This window comes from Thalassospira sp. MCCC 1A01148, assembly GCF_001613795.1.
Taxonomy (GTDB): Bacteria; Pseudomonadota; Alphaproteobacteria; order Rhodospirillales; family Thalassospiraceae; genus Thalassospira.
This window is the reverse complement of record NZ_LPVZ01000020.1, coordinates 911950-929516: the sequence shown is the minus strand read 5'-3', so window position 1 is coordinate 929516 and position 17567 is coordinate 911950. Positions and strand designations below refer to the sequence as shown.

The window sequence follows — 17567 nt, the reverse complement described above, 5'->3', positions numbered from 1 at the left end:
CATGCTTGATGTTAGCAATATTGATCTGTTCTATGGCGCGTCCCATGCGTTGCGCAAGGTGTCGCTGAGTGCTGAAACCGGCAAGGTGACCGCGGTTCTGGGCCGTAACGGGGTTGGCAAAACATCACTGATGCGGGCCGTGGTTGGTCAGCATCCGATTGCAGATGGCAATATCAAATGGGAAGGCAAGGATATCTCGCGCGATCCGTCTTATCGGCGTTCGGCCAACGGGATCGCGATTGTCCCGCAAGGGCGCGAGATTTTTCCGCTTCTGACCGTGAAGGAAAACCTTGAAACAGGCTTTGCCGCACTCCCGCGTGCGCTGCGCCATATCCCTGACGAGGTTTTCGAGCTGTTCCCGGTACTGCGTGACATGCTGGGACGTCGCGGTGGCGACCTTTCGGGTGGGCAGCAACAGCAGTTGGCCATCGGGCGTGCGCTTGTAACGCGTCCGCGATTGCTGGTGCTTGATGAACCGACCGAGGGCATTCAGCCATCCATCATCAAGGACATTCAGCGTGTCATCAAACAGCTGGCCGACCGTGGTGATATGGCGATCCTGCTCGTCGAGCAATACTTTGAATTCGCCCACGAGCTGGCCGACGAGATTGTCGTGCTTGAACGTGGCGAGGTTGTTCTTTCGGGCGCAAAGGAAACGCTCGATCGTGAAAAAGTCCGCGCCTATCTGACTGTTTGATCAGCATTTGCCAAAAAATTGCGCAGATGCTGCGCCGCCAACCGGGCCAAGAGCCGCCAGAACCCCAGTGTAGCCAGGGTGTCGGCGGTTGGCCCGCATCTTGCTGTGAAGCCCCTTGGTAACAAGGCTCCGTAAGTGGGCCGCATTAATCAGGTGTCTTTGTGCAGCTTCGCAAACTTGAACCCATAACATCCGCAAATCCGAATGCGGAGATGGAAACGCCAGCAACGCCCGCCCGCATCATCACCGATGGTCGGGCCGAGGTGACGTTCCGTCTGGGCAAGGGTGCGGCGCATCAGGGCGGGCATGCAGCCCTCGATCATCTTTATTACCGTGACCCGATGAAAATCCTGTTCCCGCGCCCGGTGGCCGGGGATCTGACGACGGCTGTTCTGGTGACAACGTCGGGCGGGATGGTTGGCGGCGACAAGCTGGCCTTTGCCGGCAAGGTCGAAGAAGGGGCATCCGCCCTGTTTACTGCCCAGGCGGCAGAAAAGATCTACCGGTCGGTCGGACCGGATTGCGAGATGTCGGTTGATCTGGATGTGGCCGATGGTGGTTGGCTTGAATGGCTGCCCCATGAAAGCATCCTGTTTGATCAGGCCCGCCTGAAGCGCAAAACGACCTTGCGTGCATCTGGCACCGGCATGGTCATGGCCGGTGAGATGATGGTGTTTGGCCGCCTTGCCCGGGGTGAGGTTTTCAAAACCGGGCTTGCGCGTGATGCATGGGATGTCTCGATTGACGGGCGTCCGATCTGGCGCGATGCGCTGCATCTCGAAGGTGATGTGTTGCGCATGCTTGATCACGAAGCGGCCTTTGACGGCGCACGTGCCAATGCGACCGCCATTCTGGTTGGCCACGGCGCGGAACAAAATCTTGAAGCGGCGCGTGATTGTCTGGCGCAGGCATGCGAGGGGCTTGAAGCGCGCGATGTGCTATGTGCTGCGACCGCGATGAATGGGATTGTGATAGCGCGTTTCATGGCACGCGATCCGATGAAATTGCGCCGGGTTTACGGCGCGTGGTGGAAAACATTCCGCCATCAAACAAGGGGGCTTCCCGCACGCTTACCGCGTTTGTGGGAGATTTAATTGATGAAGCCAAGGAGTAGGCAGGCATGAATCTGACGCCACGCGAAAAGGACAAACTGCTGGTTTCGGTCGCCGCCATGGTGGCGCGCAATCGCCTTGCACGGGGGGTGAAGCTGAACCATCCCGAAGCGATCGCGATCATCACCGACTATGTCGTTGAAGGGGCGCGCGATGGCAAATCTGTTGCCGATCTGATGCGCGACGGGGCAACCGTGATCACGCGCGATCAGGTGATGGATGGCATTGCCGAAATGATCCACGAAATTCAGGTCGAAGCGACCTTCCCCGACGGGACGAAGCTTGTGACCGTTCACGAACCAATCCGTTAAGGAAAGAGGAGCGCGTTATGATTCCAGGTGAAATCATTACCAAGGAAGGCAGCCTCATCCTGAACGAGGGGCGTGAAACCAAAACCATCACCGTTGCCAATACCGGGGATCGCCCGGTGCAGGTGGGGTCGCATTATCATTTCTATGAAACCAATCCGGGTCTTGATTTTGACCGCGAAGCCGCACGTGGCTTTCGCCTTGATATCCCGGCCGGTACCGCTGTTCGTTTCGAGCCGGGCCAGTCGCGCGACGTCAATCTGGTGAAATATGCCGGTACAGGCACGGTCTATGGCTTTAACGCCAAAATCAACGGCAAGCTTTAAGCGGGGGGATGGAATAAATGGCTTACGAAATTGATCGTCCGTCCTATGCGGCCATGTTTGGCCCGACCGTCGGGGACAAGGTGCGACTGGCTGATACCGACCTGATCATCGAGGTCGAAAAAGACTTCACCACCCTTGGCGAGGAAGTCAAATTCGGTGGTGGCAAGGTGATCCGTGATGGCATGGGTCAGTCACAGGCAACGCGCGCCAATGGCGCGGTTGATACCGTGATCACCAATGCGCTGATCCTTGATTATACCGGTATCATCAAGGCCGACATTGGCGTTCGCGATGGCCGCATCGCCGGGATCGGCAAGGCCGGAAACCCAGATGTGCAGCCCGGTGTGGATATCATTATCGGGCCGGGCACCGAAGTCATCGCCGGTGAGGGCAATATCATCACCGCTGGCGGGATTGATGCCCACATTCACTGGATTTGCCCGCAGCAGGTTGAAGACGCGCTTTATTCCGGCGTTACCAGCATGCTGGGCGGTGGTACCGGCCCGGCTGCGGGGACGAACGCCACAACCTGTACGCCAGGCCCCTGGCATATCGCCCGGATGCTGCAGGCAGCTGATGGCATTCCGATGAATATCGGCTTCTTTGGCAAGGGCAACGCGACCCTGCCCGGATCGCTTGAAGAACAGGTCAAGGCAGGTGCCTGTGGCCTGAAACTGCATGAAGACTGGGGGACGACCCCGGCTGCGATTGATACCTGCCTGTCGGTAGCTGATGACCTTGATGTACAGGTCATGATCCATACCGATACATTGAATGAAAGCGGCTTTGTCGAGCACACCCGTGCATCGTTCAAGGGCCGGACCATTCACACTTTCCACACCGAAGGTGCCGGCGGTGGGCATGCGCCCGATATCATCAAGCTATGCGGCGAAGCCAACGTCTTGCCAAGCTCGACCAACCCGACGCGTCCGTTCACGGTCAATACGATTGACGAGCATCTGGACATGCTGATGGTCTGCCATCACCTTGATCCGAAAATCCCCGAAGACGTCGCCTTTGCCGAAAGCCGTATCCGCCGTGAAACCATCGCGGCCGAGGATATCCTGCATGATCTTGGCGCGTTTTCGATCATCTCGTCAGACAGTCAGGCCATGGGGCGTGTTGGTGAAGTCATTACCCGCACCTGGCAGACCGCCGACAAGATGAAAAAGCAGCGCGGTGCGCTGGCCGAGGATGCGGGTTCTGGCAATGATAACTTCCGTGCCAAGCGTTACGTTGCGAAATACACCATCAACCCGGCGATTGCGCAGGGGATTGGTGCGCATGTCGGCTCCATCGAAGTGGGCAAGATCGCCGATTTGGTCGTCTGGAAACCGATGTTCTTTGGCACCAAGCCCGACCTGGTCGTAAAGGCGGGTATGATCGTGGCCGCAGCCATGGGGGATCCGAATGCATCGATCCCGACACCGCAACCGGTCCATTACCGTCCGATGTTTGGTGCCTATGGCAATGCGATTGCGAAATCGAGCTTCTCGTTCGTATCGCAAGCGGGCATTGATGCGGGTATTGCCGCCGAATTCGGCCTGTCAAAAGAGCTTCTGGCTGTTTCGAACACACGTAATATCGGCAAGAAGGACATGAAGCTGAACGATGCGCTTCCGGCGATGGAAGTTGATCCGGAAACCTATCAGGTGACGGCAGATGGTGAACTTCTGACCTGTCAGCCGGTGGATGTTGTGCCGATGGCGCAACGTTACTTCCTGTTCTGATCGGTGGCAGACAAGACCATGCGTCACGCCATTGAACATATTCCGGTTGACCGTGCCGACACGTCCGAAGTGCGCGGTACGGTCACGCTGGCCTTTTCCGACCGGCATCGCCGCCGTATTCGCCTGCATGATGATGCGGGGGAACCGTTCCTGCTTGACCTGCCACATGCGGTGCGTTTGGCGGATGGGGATCGCTTGCGCCTTGTCGATGGCGGGGTAATCGTTGTCCGTGCAGCCGAGGAGCCGGTTCTGACCATCACCGCGGCCGGACCGATTGCGACTGCCAAACTGGCCTGGCATATCGGCAACCGGCATACCCCGGTTCAGGTTTTGAATGACGGGCGTTTGCGCATCATTGATGACCATGTCATGCGCGACATGATCACGGGCCTTGGCGGTGTGGTGGAAAATGAAATCGCCCCATTCGATCCGCTGAACGGGGCCTATCACGGGCTTGGTGGTGCTCATGGTCACAGCCATGGTCACGATCATTTTGACCATGATGACCATGACCACGAACACGGTCATAGCCATCAACATGGACATTCGCATGACCACGGATGACCTGACCCTTAATCCCGCAGGCCTGATGCGGCTGATGACGTGGCTGAGCCCGTCATTCCCGGTCGGTGCCTATACCTATTCACACGGCGTTGAATATGCGGTCGAAGACGGGCGGGTGACATCGGCTGACAGCCTGATCAACTGGGTTGAAGGGGTTCTGGAATTCGGGGCTGGGCGCATTGATGCGGTGCTGTTTTGTGCTGCATGGCGGGCGGCGCGCGCAGGTGATGAAGCGGCCCTGTTTGACATCGGGGTTGAGGCCGATTGCTGGCGCGGCACGTCCGAGATGGCGCTGGAGGCAACCGCACAGGGACGTGCCTTTGTCTCGACCATGCAAAAGGTCTGGGGCGATGATGTCATTACCCGCTGGGCCAATGTCATGCGCGAAGATGATCGTTTGCCATCCTATCCGGTGGCGGTGGGCATTGCTGCGGCCCGGTCTGATGTGCCGCTCCGTGATGCGCTGACTGCTTATTTGCATGCGATGGCGGCAAACCTTGTGTCCAGTGCGGTGCGTCTGGTGCCGCTCGGTCAGACCGACGGTGTGCGATCACTGTCGTCGCTTGATGGCGCGGTGACGGTTGCAGTCGATTACGCCATGCAGACAGACCTTGCCGATCTTGGTGCCGCGGCACCGATGGTCGACTGGACGTCGATGAAACACGAAACCCAATATACGAGGCTATTTAGATCATGAGCTCTCCCCTTCGTATCGGAATTGGTGGCCCGGTCGGGTCGGGTAAAACCGCCCTTCTGGAGCGCCTGTGCAAGGCGATGCGCGATGATTTCAACATCGCTGCGATCACAAATGACATCTATACCCGCGAAGACGCCGAATTCATGACCCGTTCGGGCGCACTGGCCGCAGACCGCATCGCCGGTGTTGAAACCGGTGGCTGCCCGCATACGGCCATTCGCGAGGATGCGTCGATCAATCTGGCAGCGGTCGAAGACATGGCCGCCAAGCATGCCGGGCTTGAGGCGATCTTTATTGAATCGGGTGGTGACAACCTGTCAGCTACGTTCTCGCCAGAGCTGGCCGACATCACGATTTACGTCATTGATGTTTCGGCAGGCGATAAAATCCCGCGTAAAGGCGGACCGGGCATTACCCGTTCGGACCTGCTTGTGATCAACAAAACCGATCTGGCCCCGCTGGTAGGGGCTGATCTGGGCGTGATGGATCGTGATGCCAAGAAAATGCGTGGTGATCGTCCGTTCCTGTTCACCAATCTCAAGGCGATGGATGGCCTTGAGGACGTGAAAAACTTCATCATCGAGACAGGGGGGCTCCGCCAATCCGCAGCATCCTGATATGGGGATATAAGGATAGCTGCACGGGCAGGGCCAGTTACATCATTAACGTGGCCTTGACCCAAGGATGACGGGAGCACGCATCGCCCGGCTGGCAACAGCCGGGCGATTGTGTTTAAGGCCCAAATTTAAATATGCAACTTTTTAGTTGCATTTAGAAAAATCTTCTGGCAAGTTAAATGCAACTAGGAGGTTGCATTATGTCAAATACAATTGAGAAGTCGATTGAGATCAAAGCATCCCGTTCCCGTGTCTGGAAGGCGCTGACAGATCATCAGGAGTTCGGTACGTGGTTTGGGATTAATATCGAAACCCCGTTTGCGGTGGGCGAGGTATCCAGGGGCATGATAACCATCGAAGGGTTCACCCATGTGCCGTGGAACTCGACGATCAAGGCGATGGAGGAACCCGCCTATTTTGCCTATACATGGCATCCCTATGCGGTTGACCCCGAAGTCGATTACAGTGGGGAACCTGAAACCCTTGTCGAGTTCTGGCTTGAAGAAGCGTCCGGCACGACATCGGTAAAGGTGCGGGAAACCGGATTTGATAATCTGCCACCCCATCGCATTGCTGATGCGCTGCGGGCCAATACAAACGGCTGGGAGCTCCAGTTGGAAAATATCAAGAAACATGCAGAAACCTGAAAAAAATCCAGACAATGGCAAACATGGCAGTGACTTTTCCGCCATGTTTGCCGCATTGGGCGATCCGACACGGCTGGCGATCTTCGATCGTCTGGCGGATGGCAAGCCGCGCTCGATCTCGGTGTTGTCGAATGATGCCGACATGACCCGTCAGGCCGTGACCAAACACTTGCGCGTGCTTGAGGCCGCAGGGCTTGTTCAAAACCATCGGGTCGGGCGTGAAAGCCAATATGCTTTTTGCCCGGAACAACTGGCCGAAGCGCGCGCCTACCTTGATCAGGTGGCGGGACGTTGGGAATCTGCCCTGATGCGGCTTAAAACCTTTGTCGAAGACGATGAAGTCTAAGGTTTTGAAAACTATTGGATATTGCGTTTCTCTTAAATGAGCTACGCAGTATCCGCTGTCATTTTGCTTGGCGCGGCGCATATTTGCGGTTATCCCATAGCGCGTTGAGCCGGTCGGGCGGACCGGTTAACGAGAGGCAGTTCTGCGCAAGGGGTTGATTGCAGTTCTGCCTTATAACGGGAATGGGAAACCGTTACATGAAGACCAAAGATATTGTCTATGTCGCCCTGTTTGCAGCCCTGACCGCCGTTCTTGGGCTGTTTCCGCCAATTACCCTTCCGGTGACCGGTGTTCCGGTTACGGCACAGTCGCTCGGTCCGATGCTGGCCGGGGCCATTTTGGGTGCGCGTCGTGGCGGGCTTTCAATCATTTTGTTCCTTCTTCTGGTTGCTGTCGGCTTGCCGCTTCTGTCCGGTGGACGTGGTGGTTTTGGCGTGATGATGGGTGTCACGGGCGGGTTCATTTTTGGCTGGGCCATTTCGGCCTTTGTCATCGGCCTTCTGATCGAGAAGTTCTGGAACCGTTTGAACGTGATCAATGCAGCACTTTCCATCGCCTTTGGCGGGATCGTGGTGCTTTACGCCATTGGCAATGCCTGGGTCGCGGTTGCGGCGGACATCAGCTATTGGCAGGCGACCGTTGGTGCCGCGCCGTTCCTGATCGGTGATGCCATCAAGGTGGGGATTGCAACAGCCGCATGCCTTGCGGTGCGTCGTTCCTATCCCTTGATTTCGAAGGCATACTGACTTCTTATGGGCACAAGCACATGGTTGCTTGTGCCCGTTCCAATTTCCCCGACAACGCCGGACTGGCCCCATGATCCGAATTGAAAATGTCTCTGTGCAGTTTGAACAGCGACGTGCACTTGCTGACATTGACCTGACGCTCACTGAAAAGCGGATCGGGATTGTTGGTGCGAACGGGTCGGGCAAAAGCACCTTTGTCCGGTTGCTCAATGGCCTGCAAACCGCAACGTCGGGCCGGGTTCTGGTCGATGATTTTGATGCGGCAAAGGATGGCCGCAAGCTCAGACGTCATGTCGGGTTTGTATTCCAGAACCCGGACAATCAAATCGTCTATCCGGTGGTCGAGGAAGACATTGCCTTTGGGCTCAAGCCACTTAAGCTTCCCAAAGATGAAGTTGATCGCCGCATCGATGACGTGCTGGCACGCTATGACCTTCAGGATTTCAAATCCCATCCCAGCCATCTGCTGAGTGGCGGGCAAAAGCAGTTGCTTGCCATCTCGGGCGTGCTGGTGATGGAACCGCGCTACATCGTTTTTGATGAGCCAACCACCTTGCTGGATTTGCGCAATCGCAACCGGGTGCAGCGCGCCATAGCCGAGCTTGACCAGACGGTGATTACGGTTTCGCATGATCTTGACCTGATTGCCGATTATGACCGGGTGCTGGCGTTTGAGGATGGCCGTGTCGTACTTGATGGCAAGCCGTCTGAAGTTCTTCCGAAATATCGGGAGATGATGGCGTGATCGCAGGGCTTTATATCGACGGGCAGTCTGCCCTGCACCGGGCAGCGGCCGGGGCCAAGATCCTTGCCATGGTCGCCCTTGGCACGGGCGTATTCCTGATCCCCGATTGGCCGGTGGTCGGGTTTGTGCTGGCGACTGTTACATTGTTGTATCCCGCATCCGGCTTTGGCCCGCGCATTATGTGGGCGCAGATCAAGCCGATCCTGTGGCTGCTGGTGATCTTTTTTGCCGTTCAGCTTTGGCTGAATGACTGGCAGTCGGGATTGCTGGTCATCACCCGGATTGCCGCAATTGTGATGTTTGCCGCGCTGGTGACCCTGACCACCAAAACGTCCGACCTGCTGGCATCGCTGGAACGTGCCATGCAGCCCTTGCGCCCGATTGGCGTAAACCCGGAAAAGGTCAGTCTGGCAATTTCAATGGTGCTGCGCTTCATCCCGGTGATTGCACAGGTTGCCCATGAAATCCGCGACGCCCAGCGTGCGCGCGGCCTTGACCGGTCCATCATCGCGATGGTGGTGCCGCTGATCATCCGCACGCTCAAGATGGCCGATGACGTCGCCGATGCGATTGATGCGCGCAGTTTTGATTAGGGCTTGGTGCCGCTTTCGATCACTTGATGTCAACAGGAAAAGCCCCGACACGCCTGAGGGGGGAAGTCGGTAGGGCGGCGTGCCGGGGAAGTCGAAGATCGTGGTGCAATCAGCTCAGTCCAAGATGCTTGGCGTGGAAGCGGATATGATCTTCGATAAAGGTCGAGATGAAATAGTAGCTGTGGTCATAGCCATCCTGAATGCGGATGGTGACCGGGTAGTTTGATGTCTTGGCCGCGGCTTCGAGCACTTCGGGCTTAAGCTGCTCGGCCAAAAAGCCATCTGCACCGCCCTGATCGACCAGGGCCGGGGTCTGAACATCGGGCGCACTTGCGGCCTTCATCAGTTCCGAGCTGTCCCAGTCTTTCCAGGCTGATTTGTCATCACCGAGATAATTGCCAAGCGCCTTCTGGCCCCACGGGCAATTAATCGGATTGGAAATCGGTGCAAAGGCGGTGACGGATTTAAACGTGCCCGGATTACGCAGTGCAATCATCAGTGCGCCATGACCGCCCATGGAATGGCCGGAAATCACCGCATCATCATTGACCGGGAAGTGATCCTTGATCAGTGCCGGCAGTTCCCTGGTCACGTAATCATACATGCGGTAATTGCGCGCCCACGGCTCCTGCGTGGCATTGACGTAAAAGCCAGCCCCCTTGCCGAAATCATAGGCTTCGTTCTCGTCATCGGGGACATGATCGCCGCGCGGGCTGGTGTCCGGGGCGACGATGGCGATGCCCAGTTCGGCGGCAATGCGAAATGCACCGGCCTTCTGCATGAAGTTTTCATCCGTGCAGGTCAGGCCCGACAGCCAGTACATGACCGGCACCTTTGCACCATTGCTGGCCTGTGGTGGCAGAAAGATCGCAAAGCGCATGTCGCAGCCAAGGGTGGTTGATGGGTGGGTATATTGCTTTTGCCAGCCGCCAAAGACCTTGTTGCTTGAAGAATTCTCGATACCCATATCGGGGGCCTCCTTCTGATCGGCCACTGCCAGAAAATTTCCGGCAGTGGCGCAATTATTCAAACGTTTATGTATCGATCAGTAATGGATAACCGAACGGATGCTTTCGCCTTCGTGCATCAGGTCGAACGCTTCGTTGATGTCTTCGAGCTTCATGGTGTGGGTAATGAAGTCCGAAAGCTTGAACTCACCGGCAAGGTAACGTTCAACATAATCGGGCAGCTGCGAGCGGCCCTTGACGCCGCCAAACGCCGTGCCGCGCCAGACGCGACCGGTGACCAGCTGGAACGGACGGGTCGAGATTTCCTGACCGGCACCGGCAACACCGATGATGACCGACTCACCCCAACCCTTGTGGCAGCACTCAAGGGCTGAACGCATGACATTGACATTGCCGATGCACTCGAACGACCAGTCAACACCACCGTCGGTCAGCTCGACAATGACGTCCTGAATCGGCTTGTCATAGTCTTTCGGGTTGATGCAATCGGTCGCGCCCAGTTTCTTGGCGAGATCGAATTTCTTTTCGTTCAGATCAATGGCAACGATGCGACCGGCACCAGCCATCTGTGCGCCGATGATCGCCGAAAGACCGATACCGCCAAGGCCAAAGACGGCCACAGAGTCACCCTTTTGCACCTTGGCCGCGTTCACCGTGGCCCCCATGCCGGTGGTGACCCCGCAACCCAGCAGGCAAACTTCTTCAAGCGGGGCGGATTTGTTGATTTTGGCAAGCGAGATTTCCGGAAGCACAGTGTATTCCGAGAAGGTCGAGCACCCCATGTAATGATAGATCGGCTTGCCATTCTGCGAGAAACGCGTGGTGCCGTCCGGCATCAGGCCCTTGCCCTGGGTTTCGCGGATTTTCTGGCACAGGTTGGTTTTGCCCGATTTGCAGAATTTGCACTCGCCGCATTCCGGGGTGTAAAGCGGGATCACGTGATCGCCAACCGCGACACTGGTCACACCTTCGCCGATGGACTCAACGATGCCGCCGCCCTCATGGCCAAGGATCGCCGGGAAGATGCCCTCCGGATCGTCGCCCGACAGGGTGAAGGCATCGGTGTGGCAAACGCCGGTCGCAACGATCTTGACGCGGACTTCGCCAGCTTTCGGCGGGGCGACCTGAACTTCTTCGATCGACAGCGGTTTGCCCGCTTCCCAGGCGATGGCGGCTTTACAGGTAATGGTTTCGGCGGTCATTGCGCGTCTCCGATAGATTAAATGAACTGTAGCCAGTGTATTTATTTCGTCTAGGATGATAATCCGCTATTTTGGTAATTCACTTTTACGCATGTGTAATAATCAAAATGGGGTCGGGCGATGAATGCCTGGGACGGGATCAGCGAATTTATCGCCGTGGCCGAACGGCAGAATTTTACCCATGCCGCCAGGCAGCTTGGCATTTCGGTCGCCCAGGTTAGCCGACAGGTCACAGCGCTTGAAGAAAAGCTCGGTGTGCAGCTTTTTTACCGTACCACCCGCAAGGTCAGCGTGACCGAGGCCGGGCAGATTTACTATCAGCATTGCCGGCAATTGCTCGACGGGCTGGATGAAGCCGAGCGCGCGATTGGCAACCTGACGGAACTGCCGCGCGGCAAGCTGAAACTCACCGCGCCGACGACCTATGGCGAGACGGTGATTGCGCCGCTGGTCAATGATTTCGTCACCCGCTATCCCGATCTGGAAGTGCAATGCCGCTTTACCAACCAGAAGCTTGATCTGGTACTCGAGGGCTACGACATGGCGATCCGTCTGGGCCGACTGGAGGGCACCACGGGCAGTCTGATGACCCAGCAACTTTCAACCAGGCGCCTTTATGCCTGTGCCGCACCCAGCTACATCGCCAAACGTGGCGAGCCCTATTCGCTTTCGGAGCTGCACCACCATAACTGTCTGGTCGGCACGCTTGATTACTGGCGCTTTGAAGAAGATGGCCGCGAACGCACGGTCCGCATTCATGGCTCCATCCACGCCAATAGTGGTCAGGCGCTTCTCGATGCCGCGCGCAAGGGCATCGGCATCGTGCAGTTGCCCGACTATTACGTCGATCCGTGGATTGCCAGCGGCGACCTCGTACCGGTCCTGACCAAATATCAGCCATCCGATGAAGGCATCTGGGCGATCTACCCGACCAACCGACACCTCAGCCCGAAGATACGGATGCTGGTGGAGCATTTGGGACGGTATTTGGGGCAATCATCCTGATTTTTTGTCACAACCGGCTTGCGCCCGCGTCGAACCCTCAATGAATTTCGGTTTGAAGGAGGCGAGCGATGTCAAAGTGTACAGGGTCGAAAGGTGATCTGTGGGAGCTTTATGAAGCAAAGGATGGCTGGCGGTGGCGGCGCACGGCCAGCAACGGCAATATCGTCGGGGCTTCAACGCAAGGTTATTCGAACAAATCCGACTGCATCGCCAATGCCAAGCGCAATGGATGCGATTGCGATCTGAGCTAGGTGCGGAGCGATCTGTGCAAAAAAAAGCCCCGCGGCATGTTGCCTGCGGGGCTTTGGTGTTTTTGGCGTGTGCGTTACTGCGCTGTCCAGCCGCCATCGACCGACAGGTGTGTACCTGTCATTTGGGATGCCGCGTCCGAGCAGAGGTAAAGGGCGGTCTGGCCGATCTGTTCGGGGGAAACGAACTGTTTGGACGGGTGTTTGTCCGACACAAGGCGGGTTGCGGATTCTTCGACCGAGATGTTGTTTTCCTTCGCGCGCGCTTCGATCTGGCGTTCGACAAGTTCGGTGCGTACCCAGCCTGGGCAGATGGCATTGGCCGTGATGCCGGTTTCGGCGGTTTCAAGGGCTGTGACCTTGGTCAGGCCGATCACGCCGTGCTTGGCGGCGACATAGGCCGCCTTCTGGACGGATGCGACAAGGCCATGGGCCGATGCCGTGTTGATGATGCGGCCCCAGTTTTGTTTGCGCATATAGGGCACGGCAAGGCGGGTGGTGTGGAAGACAGACGACAGGTTGATCGCAATTACTGCATCCCACTTTTCGGGCGGGAAATCTTCGACATTGGCGGTGTATTGGATGCCGGCATTGTTGATCAGAATGTCGACGCCGCCGAATTTGGCCTCGGCGTCCTTCATCATTGCTTCGATTTCATCGGGTTTGGACAGGTCGGCCCCGTTATAGTGCGCGGTCACACCATACTCGGTTTCAAGGCTTTTGCGAGTGGCCTCGATTTCATCAGCGTCGCCAAAGCCATTGAGCATCACATCCGCACCAGCGCCTGCCAGTGCCTTGGCCATTGCAAGGCCGATCCCGCTGGTGGAGCCGGTTACGAGTGCGCGTTTACCTGTCAGCATTCTGTCTTCTCCCTGTGAAATGGGCTTTCTGCCCTTTGATTTAGGAAGATCATGCCGCAGTGCAATGTAAGTGGCAAGAAATGCTGTTGTCGGGTGGATGGCTTTTTAGGTGCCAATCCCGTATTTGCGCAGCTTGTTGGCGATAGAGGTGTGCGAAACGCCAAGCCGATCAGCCAGTTTGCGCGAGCTTGGGTAGTCGGGATACAGGCGCGCCAGCATTTCACGTTCGAGCAAATCCATGCCGCTGTTGAAATCGCTTTGTGCAAGGGCGGCGGCGATCAGGTCTGTTTGCTGCGTTGGGGGTGTGGGCGTGTCTTGCGCTGTTTCGGCCGTGTTGGGTGACTGAGGGGCGGCCACGCTTGCCGTGCCGCTGGCAGCATCGGCAAGGTCGCGCGCCCCAAGGGTCTTGCTATCCAGAAGGGCGACGGCGCGAAACAGGGTGTTTTCAAGTTCGCGAACATTGCCCGGCCAGTCATGGGCGCAGAGCCAGTCGAGCCCGTCGCGTGCCAGGCGCGGAGTGCTGCGTTCTGTCTGTTGGGCGGTGCGGTCGATGAAAAAAGCCGCCAGATCGGCAATGTCTTCGACCCGGTCGCGCAAGGGGGGCAGGGTGATGCCAAGAACGTTAAGGCGGAAATACAGATCCTCGCGAAATGTGCCGTCATGGGACATGGCTTCGAGGTCGCGGTTGGTCGCACTGATGATGCGGACATCAACCGTGATTTCATCGGTGCCGCCCACGCGTCGGAAACTGCCATCCTGAAGCACGCGCAAAAGCTTGGCCTGCAGATAGGGTGTCAGTTCGCCGATTTCATCCAAAAACAGGGTGCCACCATCAGCAAGCTCCAAAAGCCCCGGCTTGCCGCCCCGCCGGGCACTGGTAAAGGCCCCGGCGGCATAACCAAACAATTCGCTTTCGGCCAGACCTTCGGGCAGGGCTGCGCAATTAAGGGCCAGGAATGGCTGATCAGCCCGCGCACTGGCACGGTGGCAGGCGCGTGCAAACAGCTCCTTGCCGGTTCCGGTCTCGCCAAGGATCAGGAGTGGCGCATCAATGGCCGCCAGTCGCTCTGCCTGCGATTTGACGCGCAGCATGGCGCGGCTGGTGCCGATAATGTCGTCAAAGCCGGTATGGCTGCGATCCTGAAGGGCTGTGATCACGCGCCCCAGTCGCGCCGGGCGGTGAAAGACCATCACGCCACCCCATGGGGCATCATCGGCACTATCGGATCCGTCATCCACATGGCCAATCGGTTCGACCTGCAAAAGATAGGTTTGCCCGCCCAGAGCAACCTCGCGCTCTGGCAAGTGGAACCCGCCTTGGCGTAAATCTTCAATAGATGGTTCTGCCAAAATGCTGGATATATCCTGATCACGCAGAGGAATTTCAGGGGTTGCGGAAATTGCCTGTGCGGCCGGGTTGGCCTGCGCGATCAGGCCACTGGCATCAACCGCGATCACTGGGTCGCCGAGCGCAGCAAGCGTTGCATGCAATTGCGCGCGGCGGCGTTCGGTTGGCAGTCGGTCAATCTCGGTGATGTCAAAGATGCCGGGAATTTGTTTGAGCGCCTTTGCCAATGCAGGAAACCGTTCCGGGCGAACGGCGGGGATATCGGCATAGATGTGATGGGTGGTGACTTCAAACGCACGGATGTCGAGCCCCTGATCGGTCAGGACATTGATTACGTCGCGCGTAATGCCAAGCCTGTTTTCACCACGAATTTCAAACCGCATATCTGTACCGATAAATTTACACTGTAAGAAAAATTGTACATCCCTAAGCTTCAGGAATCCAGTGTCTTTGTGGTTCCCGGAACTGCTTTCTGCGAGTGTGTAAAATATTATTTACACTTCTAAGTAAGGCGATTCTGCCAAGCCCTTGAAAACAGGTGATTTTCAAATCTGGCACGGTGCTTGCGCTGGTGAGGGCAGAATAAACGCATTTCAAGGAGCCTTCCGATGTCTGCCAATGACAAACATAACAGCGCCAAAACCGGCTTTGCCACCCGTGCGATCCATCACGGTTACGATCCGCAAAGCCACAATGGTGCGCTGAACCAGCCGGTTTACATGTCTTCGACCTTTGCGTTCGAAACGGCCGAGCAGGGCGGGCGGTTCTTTGCCGGCGACGAGCAGGGCTTTATCTATTCCCGTATTGCCAACCCGACACTGGATCTTCTCGAAAAGCGTCTTGCGGTGCTTGAAGGCGGTGAAGCCGCGGTTGCGACCGCATCGGGCATGGGCGCGATTACATCTGTCTTCTGGACCTTTATTGCGCCGGGCGACGAGATCATTGTTGATCGTACGCTGTATGGCTGCACATTTGCCTATTTCCGCCACGGTCTGGAAAAATTTGGCATCAAACATACCCATGTTGATCTGACCGATCCGGCAGAGCTGGAAAAGGCGATTTCGGACAAGACCAAGATTGTCTATTTCGAAACCCCGGCCAACCCGAACATGCGTCTGGTCGATATCGAAGCGGTTTCGGACATCGCGCACAAGCATGGTGCCAAGGTCGTTGTCGATAACACCTATTGCACGCCGTACCTGCAGCGTCCGATTGAACTCGGTGCCGACATCGTTGTCCATTCCGCGACCAAATATCTGGGTGGCCATGGCGATCTGATGGCCGGTGCGGTGATCGGAACGCTTGAGGACATGACGCAGGTGCGCTTGGTGGGGCTTAAGGACATGACCGGTGCGGTGCTTTCCGCGCAGGATGCCAACCTTGTGATGCGTGGCCTTAAAACGCTTGAGCTTCGCATGGAACGCCATTGCGACAATGCCGAAAAGATCGCCGATTTCCTGGCCAAACACCCGAAGGTCGAGAAGGTCTTTTACCCGGGGCTTGAAAGCGACCCGCATCACAAACTGGCCAAAAAACAGATGGACCGGTTTGGTGGCATGATCGCGTTCGAGCTTAAGGGCGGGATTGAGGAAGGCCGTAAACTGATGAACGAGCTTAACATGATTACGCGTGCAGTCAGCCTTGGAGATGCTGAAACCCTGATCCAGCACCCGGCATCCATGACGCATTCAACCTATACCGCTGAAGAACGTGCCGAATATCAGATCACCGATGGGCTGATTCGCCTGTCAGCCGGGCTTGAATGCATCGATGATATTCTGGCTGATCTGTCCAACGCACTAGATGGCGATCAGATGGCGATTGCAGCGGAGTAAGGCGAAGGGCTGCTAATCCAGAAGGCCGTATGTACGCAAAGCTTCGTGCGATCTTGCAGACAGTTGGCTGTTTGGAATTCGCAGGACGTGCAGATCGGACAAGGAAATCTGGTTAAAGGATGGTGCGGTCTGAAAATGAGAACGGATCAGATCAAGCATCATGCCATTTGAATGGGCCCGTTTCAGGCCGGTCTCTATGGCTTCGTGCAGCTCGGGATAATTGGGGCTTACGAAAAAATAGATCGGTAGCGGGTAATAAAGGGCAATACCGGGGTGAATAACGATCCCCGGTGCCTGCTCATGCATCCAGCTCCATTCCCCGGCGATTTGCCAATAGGCCCGCGGGTAAAGATCAAAGCGTTCAGCCGACAGCATGCGATGAAGTGTTTTGTAGCGGCCAAGGATTACATTGAAGCCATTGTTTATCAGGATTTCGCTGTCGGGCCATCCCAGGCCCTGACCCATCGAAAACGTACGGAGGTGGTCAAGCGTTCTGACGCTATCAAGCGCGTCAATTGACTGGGCGCGAAGCATGAAAAGTCGCAAACCGGTTGTGCCAAGATAGATCGGGACATAGGCAGCCAGAAGCTTTTCTTCTCGTTCGTTATTGGCACCAAAGAAGACTGTGTTGATCTGATCGCCAGTCTGCAGCATCGAAATCCGTCGCGCTTCGGTCGGGTAATCCATGCAGACCGGTGTGATCTTGGTGTTCGCGTTGCTCAGGCGGACAGCAAGGCGCAAAAGATCCATATGGTATTCCGAATAATCTTCCCAGCTTACGCGGCCTTTGCAGAATTTGGACGACGTATCCATCGGAACACGGATGTCAGGCAGCGCAGATGTTTTGATTTGATCGGTTTGGGATCGACTGTTTGCAGGCGAAACGTTCGGGGCTGATTGGGCATGGGTGCCTATGGTGCCAAACAGGGCCGAGATGACAAGAACAACAAGCATTCTTGCATATGCCATCGCT

At 56.7% G+C, this 17567-nt stretch carries 21 protein-coding genes; 16 read left to right on the top strand and 5 right to left on the bottom strand.

The window, feature by feature from the left end; genetic code table 11:
* Position 1 precedes the first annotated feature (1 nt).
* The 13 genes from urtE to AUQ43_RS13630 all read left to right on the top strand — a co-directional run bounded on the left by urtE (position 2) and on the right by AUQ43_RS13630 (position 9128).
* Positions 2-697 carry an urea ABC transporter ATP-binding subunit UrtE gene (gene urtE / locus AUQ43_RS13690; RefSeq protein WP_062956786.1) on the top strand — a complete coding sequence of 232 codons (696 nt, stop codon included), beginning with the start codon at positions 2-4 and terminating at the stop codon, positions 695-697.
* A gap of 212 nt (positions 698-909) precedes the next feature.
* Positions 910-1791 carry an urease accessory protein UreD gene (locus AUQ43_RS13685; RefSeq protein ID WP_232310676.1) on the top strand — a complete coding sequence of 294 codons (882 nt, stop codon included), beginning with the start codon at positions 910-912 and terminating at the stop codon, positions 1789-1791.
* 26 nt (positions 1792-1817) lie between these two features.
* Positions 1818-2120, top strand: a complete 303-nt coding sequence (locus tag AUQ43_RS13680; protein WP_062956784.1) for an urease subunit gamma — start codon at positions 1818-1820, stop codon at positions 2118-2120.
* A 17-nt stretch (positions 2121-2137) separates the two neighbouring features.
* Positions 2138-2443 carry an urease subunit beta gene (locus AUQ43_RS13675; RefSeq protein ID WP_062956783.1) on the top strand — a complete coding sequence of 102 codons (306 nt, stop codon included), beginning with the start codon at positions 2138-2140 and terminating at the stop codon, positions 2441-2443.
* Between the two features lie 17 nt (positions 2444-2460).
* A complete protein-coding gene (gene ureC / locus AUQ43_RS13670; protein WP_062956782.1) occupies positions 2461-4173 on the top strand; it encodes an urease subunit alpha in 1713 nt (570 codons plus the stop codon).
* An 18-nt stretch (positions 4174-4191) separates the two neighbouring features.
* Positions 4192-4737 (top strand): urease accessory protein UreE, encoded by a 546-nt coding sequence (locus tag AUQ43_RS13665; protein ID WP_062956781.1) that lies wholly within the window; start codon positions 4192-4194, stop codon positions 4735-4737.
* Complete coding sequence (locus AUQ43_RS13660) at positions 4724-5434, top strand: urease accessory protein UreF (protein WP_062956780.1); 711 nt, start codon at positions 4724-4726, stop codon at positions 5432-5434. Before AUQ43_RS13665 ends, AUQ43_RS13660 begins: the two co-directional genes overlap by 14 nt.
* Entirely contained in the window at positions 5431-6051 is a 621-nt protein-coding gene (ureG, locus tag AUQ43_RS13655) for an urease accessory protein UreG (RefSeq protein WP_044829628.1), read from the top strand. Before AUQ43_RS13660 ends, ureG begins: the two co-directional genes overlap by 4 nt.
* Positions 6052-6251: 200 nt before the next feature.
* The gene (locus tag AUQ43_RS13650) at positions 6252-6698 is read left to right on the top strand and encodes an SRPBCC family protein (protein ID WP_062956779.1); all 447 of its coding nucleotides are present in this window, start codon (positions 6252-6254) and stop codon (positions 6696-6698) included.
* On the top strand, positions 6685-7044 hold the full coding sequence (locus AUQ43_RS13645; protein ID WP_062956778.1) for a helix-turn-helix transcriptional regulator: 360 nt from the start codon (positions 6685-6687) through the stop codon (positions 7042-7044). The genes AUQ43_RS13650 and AUQ43_RS13645 overlap by 14 nt, the downstream gene beginning before the upstream one ends.
* 197 nt (positions 7045-7241) lie before the next feature.
* Entirely contained in the window at positions 7242-7790 is a 549-nt protein-coding gene (locus AUQ43_RS13640; RefSeq protein ID WP_062956777.1) for a biotin transporter BioY, read from the top strand.
* Positions 7791-7860: 70 nt separating this feature from the next.
* Positions 7861-8535, top strand: a complete 675-nt coding sequence (locus tag AUQ43_RS13635; protein ID WP_062956776.1) for an energy-coupling factor ABC transporter ATP-binding protein — start codon at positions 7861-7863, stop codon at positions 8533-8535.
* Positions 8532-9128, top strand: coding sequence for an energy-coupling factor transporter transmembrane protein EcfT (locus AUQ43_RS13630; protein ID WP_062956775.1), 597 nt, complete (start codon positions 8532-8534; stop codon positions 9126-9128). Before AUQ43_RS13635 ends, AUQ43_RS13630 begins: the two co-directional genes overlap by 4 nt.
* A gap of 109 nt (positions 9129-9237) precedes the next feature.
* Here AUQ43_RS13630 and fghA read toward each other — a convergent pair whose 3' ends face one another.
* Together fghA and AUQ43_RS13620 are read right to left on the bottom strand one after the other, a co-directional pair.
* Positions 9238-10095: an S-formylglutathione hydrolase gene (fghA, locus tag AUQ43_RS13625; protein WP_062957316.1), complete on the bottom strand. Its 858-nt coding sequence runs from the start codon at positions 10093-10095 to the stop codon at positions 9238-9240.
* A 78-nt stretch (positions 10096-10173) separates the two neighbouring features.
* Positions 10174-11298 carry an S-(hydroxymethyl)glutathione dehydrogenase/class III alcohol dehydrogenase gene (locus tag AUQ43_RS13620; protein WP_062956774.1) on the bottom strand — a complete coding sequence of 375 codons (1125 nt, stop codon included), beginning with the start codon at positions 11296-11298 and terminating at the stop codon, positions 10174-10176.
* A 120-nt stretch (positions 11299-11418) separates the two neighbouring features.
* Between AUQ43_RS13620 and AUQ43_RS13615 the strand changes: the two genes are divergently transcribed.
* Both AUQ43_RS13615 and AUQ43_RS13610 read left to right on the top strand, forming a co-directional pair.
* Positions 11419-12303: a LysR substrate-binding domain-containing protein gene (locus AUQ43_RS13615; RefSeq protein WP_062956773.1), complete on the top strand. Its 885-nt coding sequence runs from the start codon at positions 11419-11421 to the stop codon at positions 12301-12303.
* A gap of 68 nt (positions 12304-12371) precedes the next feature.
* Positions 12372-12554, top strand: coding sequence for a DUF1508 domain-containing protein (locus tag AUQ43_RS13610; protein ID WP_044829619.1), 183 nt, complete (start codon positions 12372-12374; stop codon positions 12552-12554).
* Between the two features lie 74 nt (positions 12555-12628).
* On the opposite strand, the gene AUQ43_RS13605 is transcribed toward AUQ43_RS13610, so the two are convergent.
* Both AUQ43_RS13605 and AUQ43_RS13600 read right to left on the bottom strand, forming a co-directional pair.
* The gene (locus AUQ43_RS13605) at positions 12629-13411 is read right to left on the bottom strand and encodes a 3-hydroxybutyrate dehydrogenase (RefSeq protein WP_062956772.1); all 783 of its coding nucleotides are present in this window, start codon (positions 13409-13411) and stop codon (positions 12629-12631) included.
* 105 nt (positions 13412-13516) lie between these two features.
* Positions 13517-15142: a sigma 54-interacting transcriptional regulator gene (locus tag AUQ43_RS13600; protein ID WP_062956771.1), complete on the bottom strand. Its 1626-nt coding sequence runs from the start codon at positions 15140-15142 to the stop codon at positions 13517-13519.
* 225 nt (positions 15143-15367) lie between these two features.
* Between AUQ43_RS13600 and AUQ43_RS13595 the strand changes: the two genes are divergently transcribed.
* Entirely contained in the window at positions 15368-16594 is a 1227-nt protein-coding gene (locus AUQ43_RS13595; RefSeq protein WP_062956770.1) for a methionine gamma-lyase, read from the top strand.
* A 12-nt stretch (positions 16595-16606) separates the two neighbouring features.
* On the opposite strand, the gene AUQ43_RS13590 is transcribed toward AUQ43_RS13595, so the two are convergent.
* Positions 16607-17563 carry a hypothetical protein gene (locus AUQ43_RS13590; RefSeq protein WP_062956769.1) on the bottom strand — a complete coding sequence of 319 codons (957 nt, stop codon included), beginning with the start codon at positions 17561-17563 and terminating at the stop codon, positions 16607-16609.
* Between the last annotated feature and the right edge of the window lie 4 nt (positions 17564-17567).

What these genes read in the sequence shown, in the direction of transcription:
- fghA (WP_062957316.1), bottom strand. Translation starts at nt 10,095, where the DNA reads ATGGGTATCGAGAATTCTTCAAGCAACAAGGTCTTTGGCGGCTGGCAA.
- AUQ43_RS13685 (WP_232310676.1), top strand. Translation starts at nt 910, where the DNA reads ATGGAAACGCCAGCAACGCCCGCCCGCATCATCACCGATGGTCGGGCC.
- AUQ43_RS13595 (WP_062956770.1), top strand. Translation starts at nt 15,368, where the DNA reads ATGTCTGCCAATGACAAACATAACAGCGCCAAAACCGGCTTTGCCACC.
- urtE (WP_062956786.1), top strand. Translation starts at nt 2, where the DNA reads ATGCTTGATGTTAGCAATATTGATCTGTTCTATGGCGCGTCCCATGCG.
- AUQ43_RS13645 (WP_062956778.1), top strand. Translation starts at nt 6,685, where the DNA reads ATGCAGAAACCTGAAAAAAATCCAGACAATGGCAAACATGGCAGTGAC.
- AUQ43_RS13675 (WP_062956783.1), top strand. Translation starts at nt 2,138, where the DNA reads ATGATTCCAGGTGAAATCATTACCAAGGAAGGCAGCCTCATCCTGAAC.
- AUQ43_RS13660 (WP_062956780.1), top strand. Translation starts at nt 4,724, where the DNA reads ATGACCACGGATGACCTGACCCTTAATCCCGCAGGCCTGATGCGGCTG.
- AUQ43_RS13605 (WP_062956772.1), bottom strand. Translation starts at nt 13,411, where the DNA reads ATGCTGACAGGTAAACGCGCACTCGTAACCGGCTCCACCAGCGGGATC.
- ureC (WP_062956782.1), top strand. Translation starts at nt 2,461, where the DNA reads ATGGCTTACGAAATTGATCGTCCGTCCTATGCGGCCATGTTTGGCCCG.
- AUQ43_RS13610 (WP_044829619.1), top strand. Translation starts at nt 12,372, where the DNA reads ATGTCAAAGTGTACAGGGTCGAAAGGTGATCTGTGGGAGCTTTATGAA.
- AUQ43_RS13650 (WP_062956779.1), top strand. Translation starts at nt 6,252, where the DNA reads ATGTCAAATACAATTGAGAAGTCGATTGAGATCAAAGCATCCCGTTCC.
- AUQ43_RS13680 (WP_062956784.1), top strand. Translation starts at nt 1,818, where the DNA reads ATGAATCTGACGCCACGCGAAAAGGACAAACTGCTGGTTTCGGTCGCC.
- AUQ43_RS13615 (WP_062956773.1), top strand. Translation starts at nt 11,419, where the DNA reads ATGAATGCCTGGGACGGGATCAGCGAATTTATCGCCGTGGCCGAACGG.
- AUQ43_RS13590 (WP_062956769.1), bottom strand. Translation starts at nt 17,563, where the DNA reads ATGGCATATGCAAGAATGCTTGTTGTTCTTGTCATCTCGGCCCTGTTT.
- AUQ43_RS13665 (WP_062956781.1), top strand. Translation starts at nt 4,192, where the DNA reads ATGCGTCACGCCATTGAACATATTCCGGTTGACCGTGCCGACACGTCC.
- AUQ43_RS13640 (WP_062956777.1), top strand. Translation starts at nt 7,242, where the DNA reads ATGAAGACCAAAGATATTGTCTATGTCGCCCTGTTTGCAGCCCTGACC.
- AUQ43_RS13600 (WP_062956771.1), bottom strand. Translation starts at nt 15,142, where the DNA reads ATGCGGTTTGAAATTCGTGGTGAAAACAGGCTTGGCATTACGCGCGAC.
- AUQ43_RS13635 (WP_062956776.1), top strand. Translation starts at nt 7,861, where the DNA reads ATGATCCGAATTGAAAATGTCTCTGTGCAGTTTGAACAGCGACGTGCA.
- ureG (WP_044829628.1), top strand. Translation starts at nt 5,431, where the DNA reads ATGAGCTCTCCCCTTCGTATCGGAATTGGTGGCCCGGTCGGGTCGGGT.
- AUQ43_RS13620 (WP_062956774.1), bottom strand. Translation starts at nt 11,298, where the DNA reads ATGACCGCCGAAACCATTACCTGTAAAGCCGCCATCGCCTGGGAAGCG.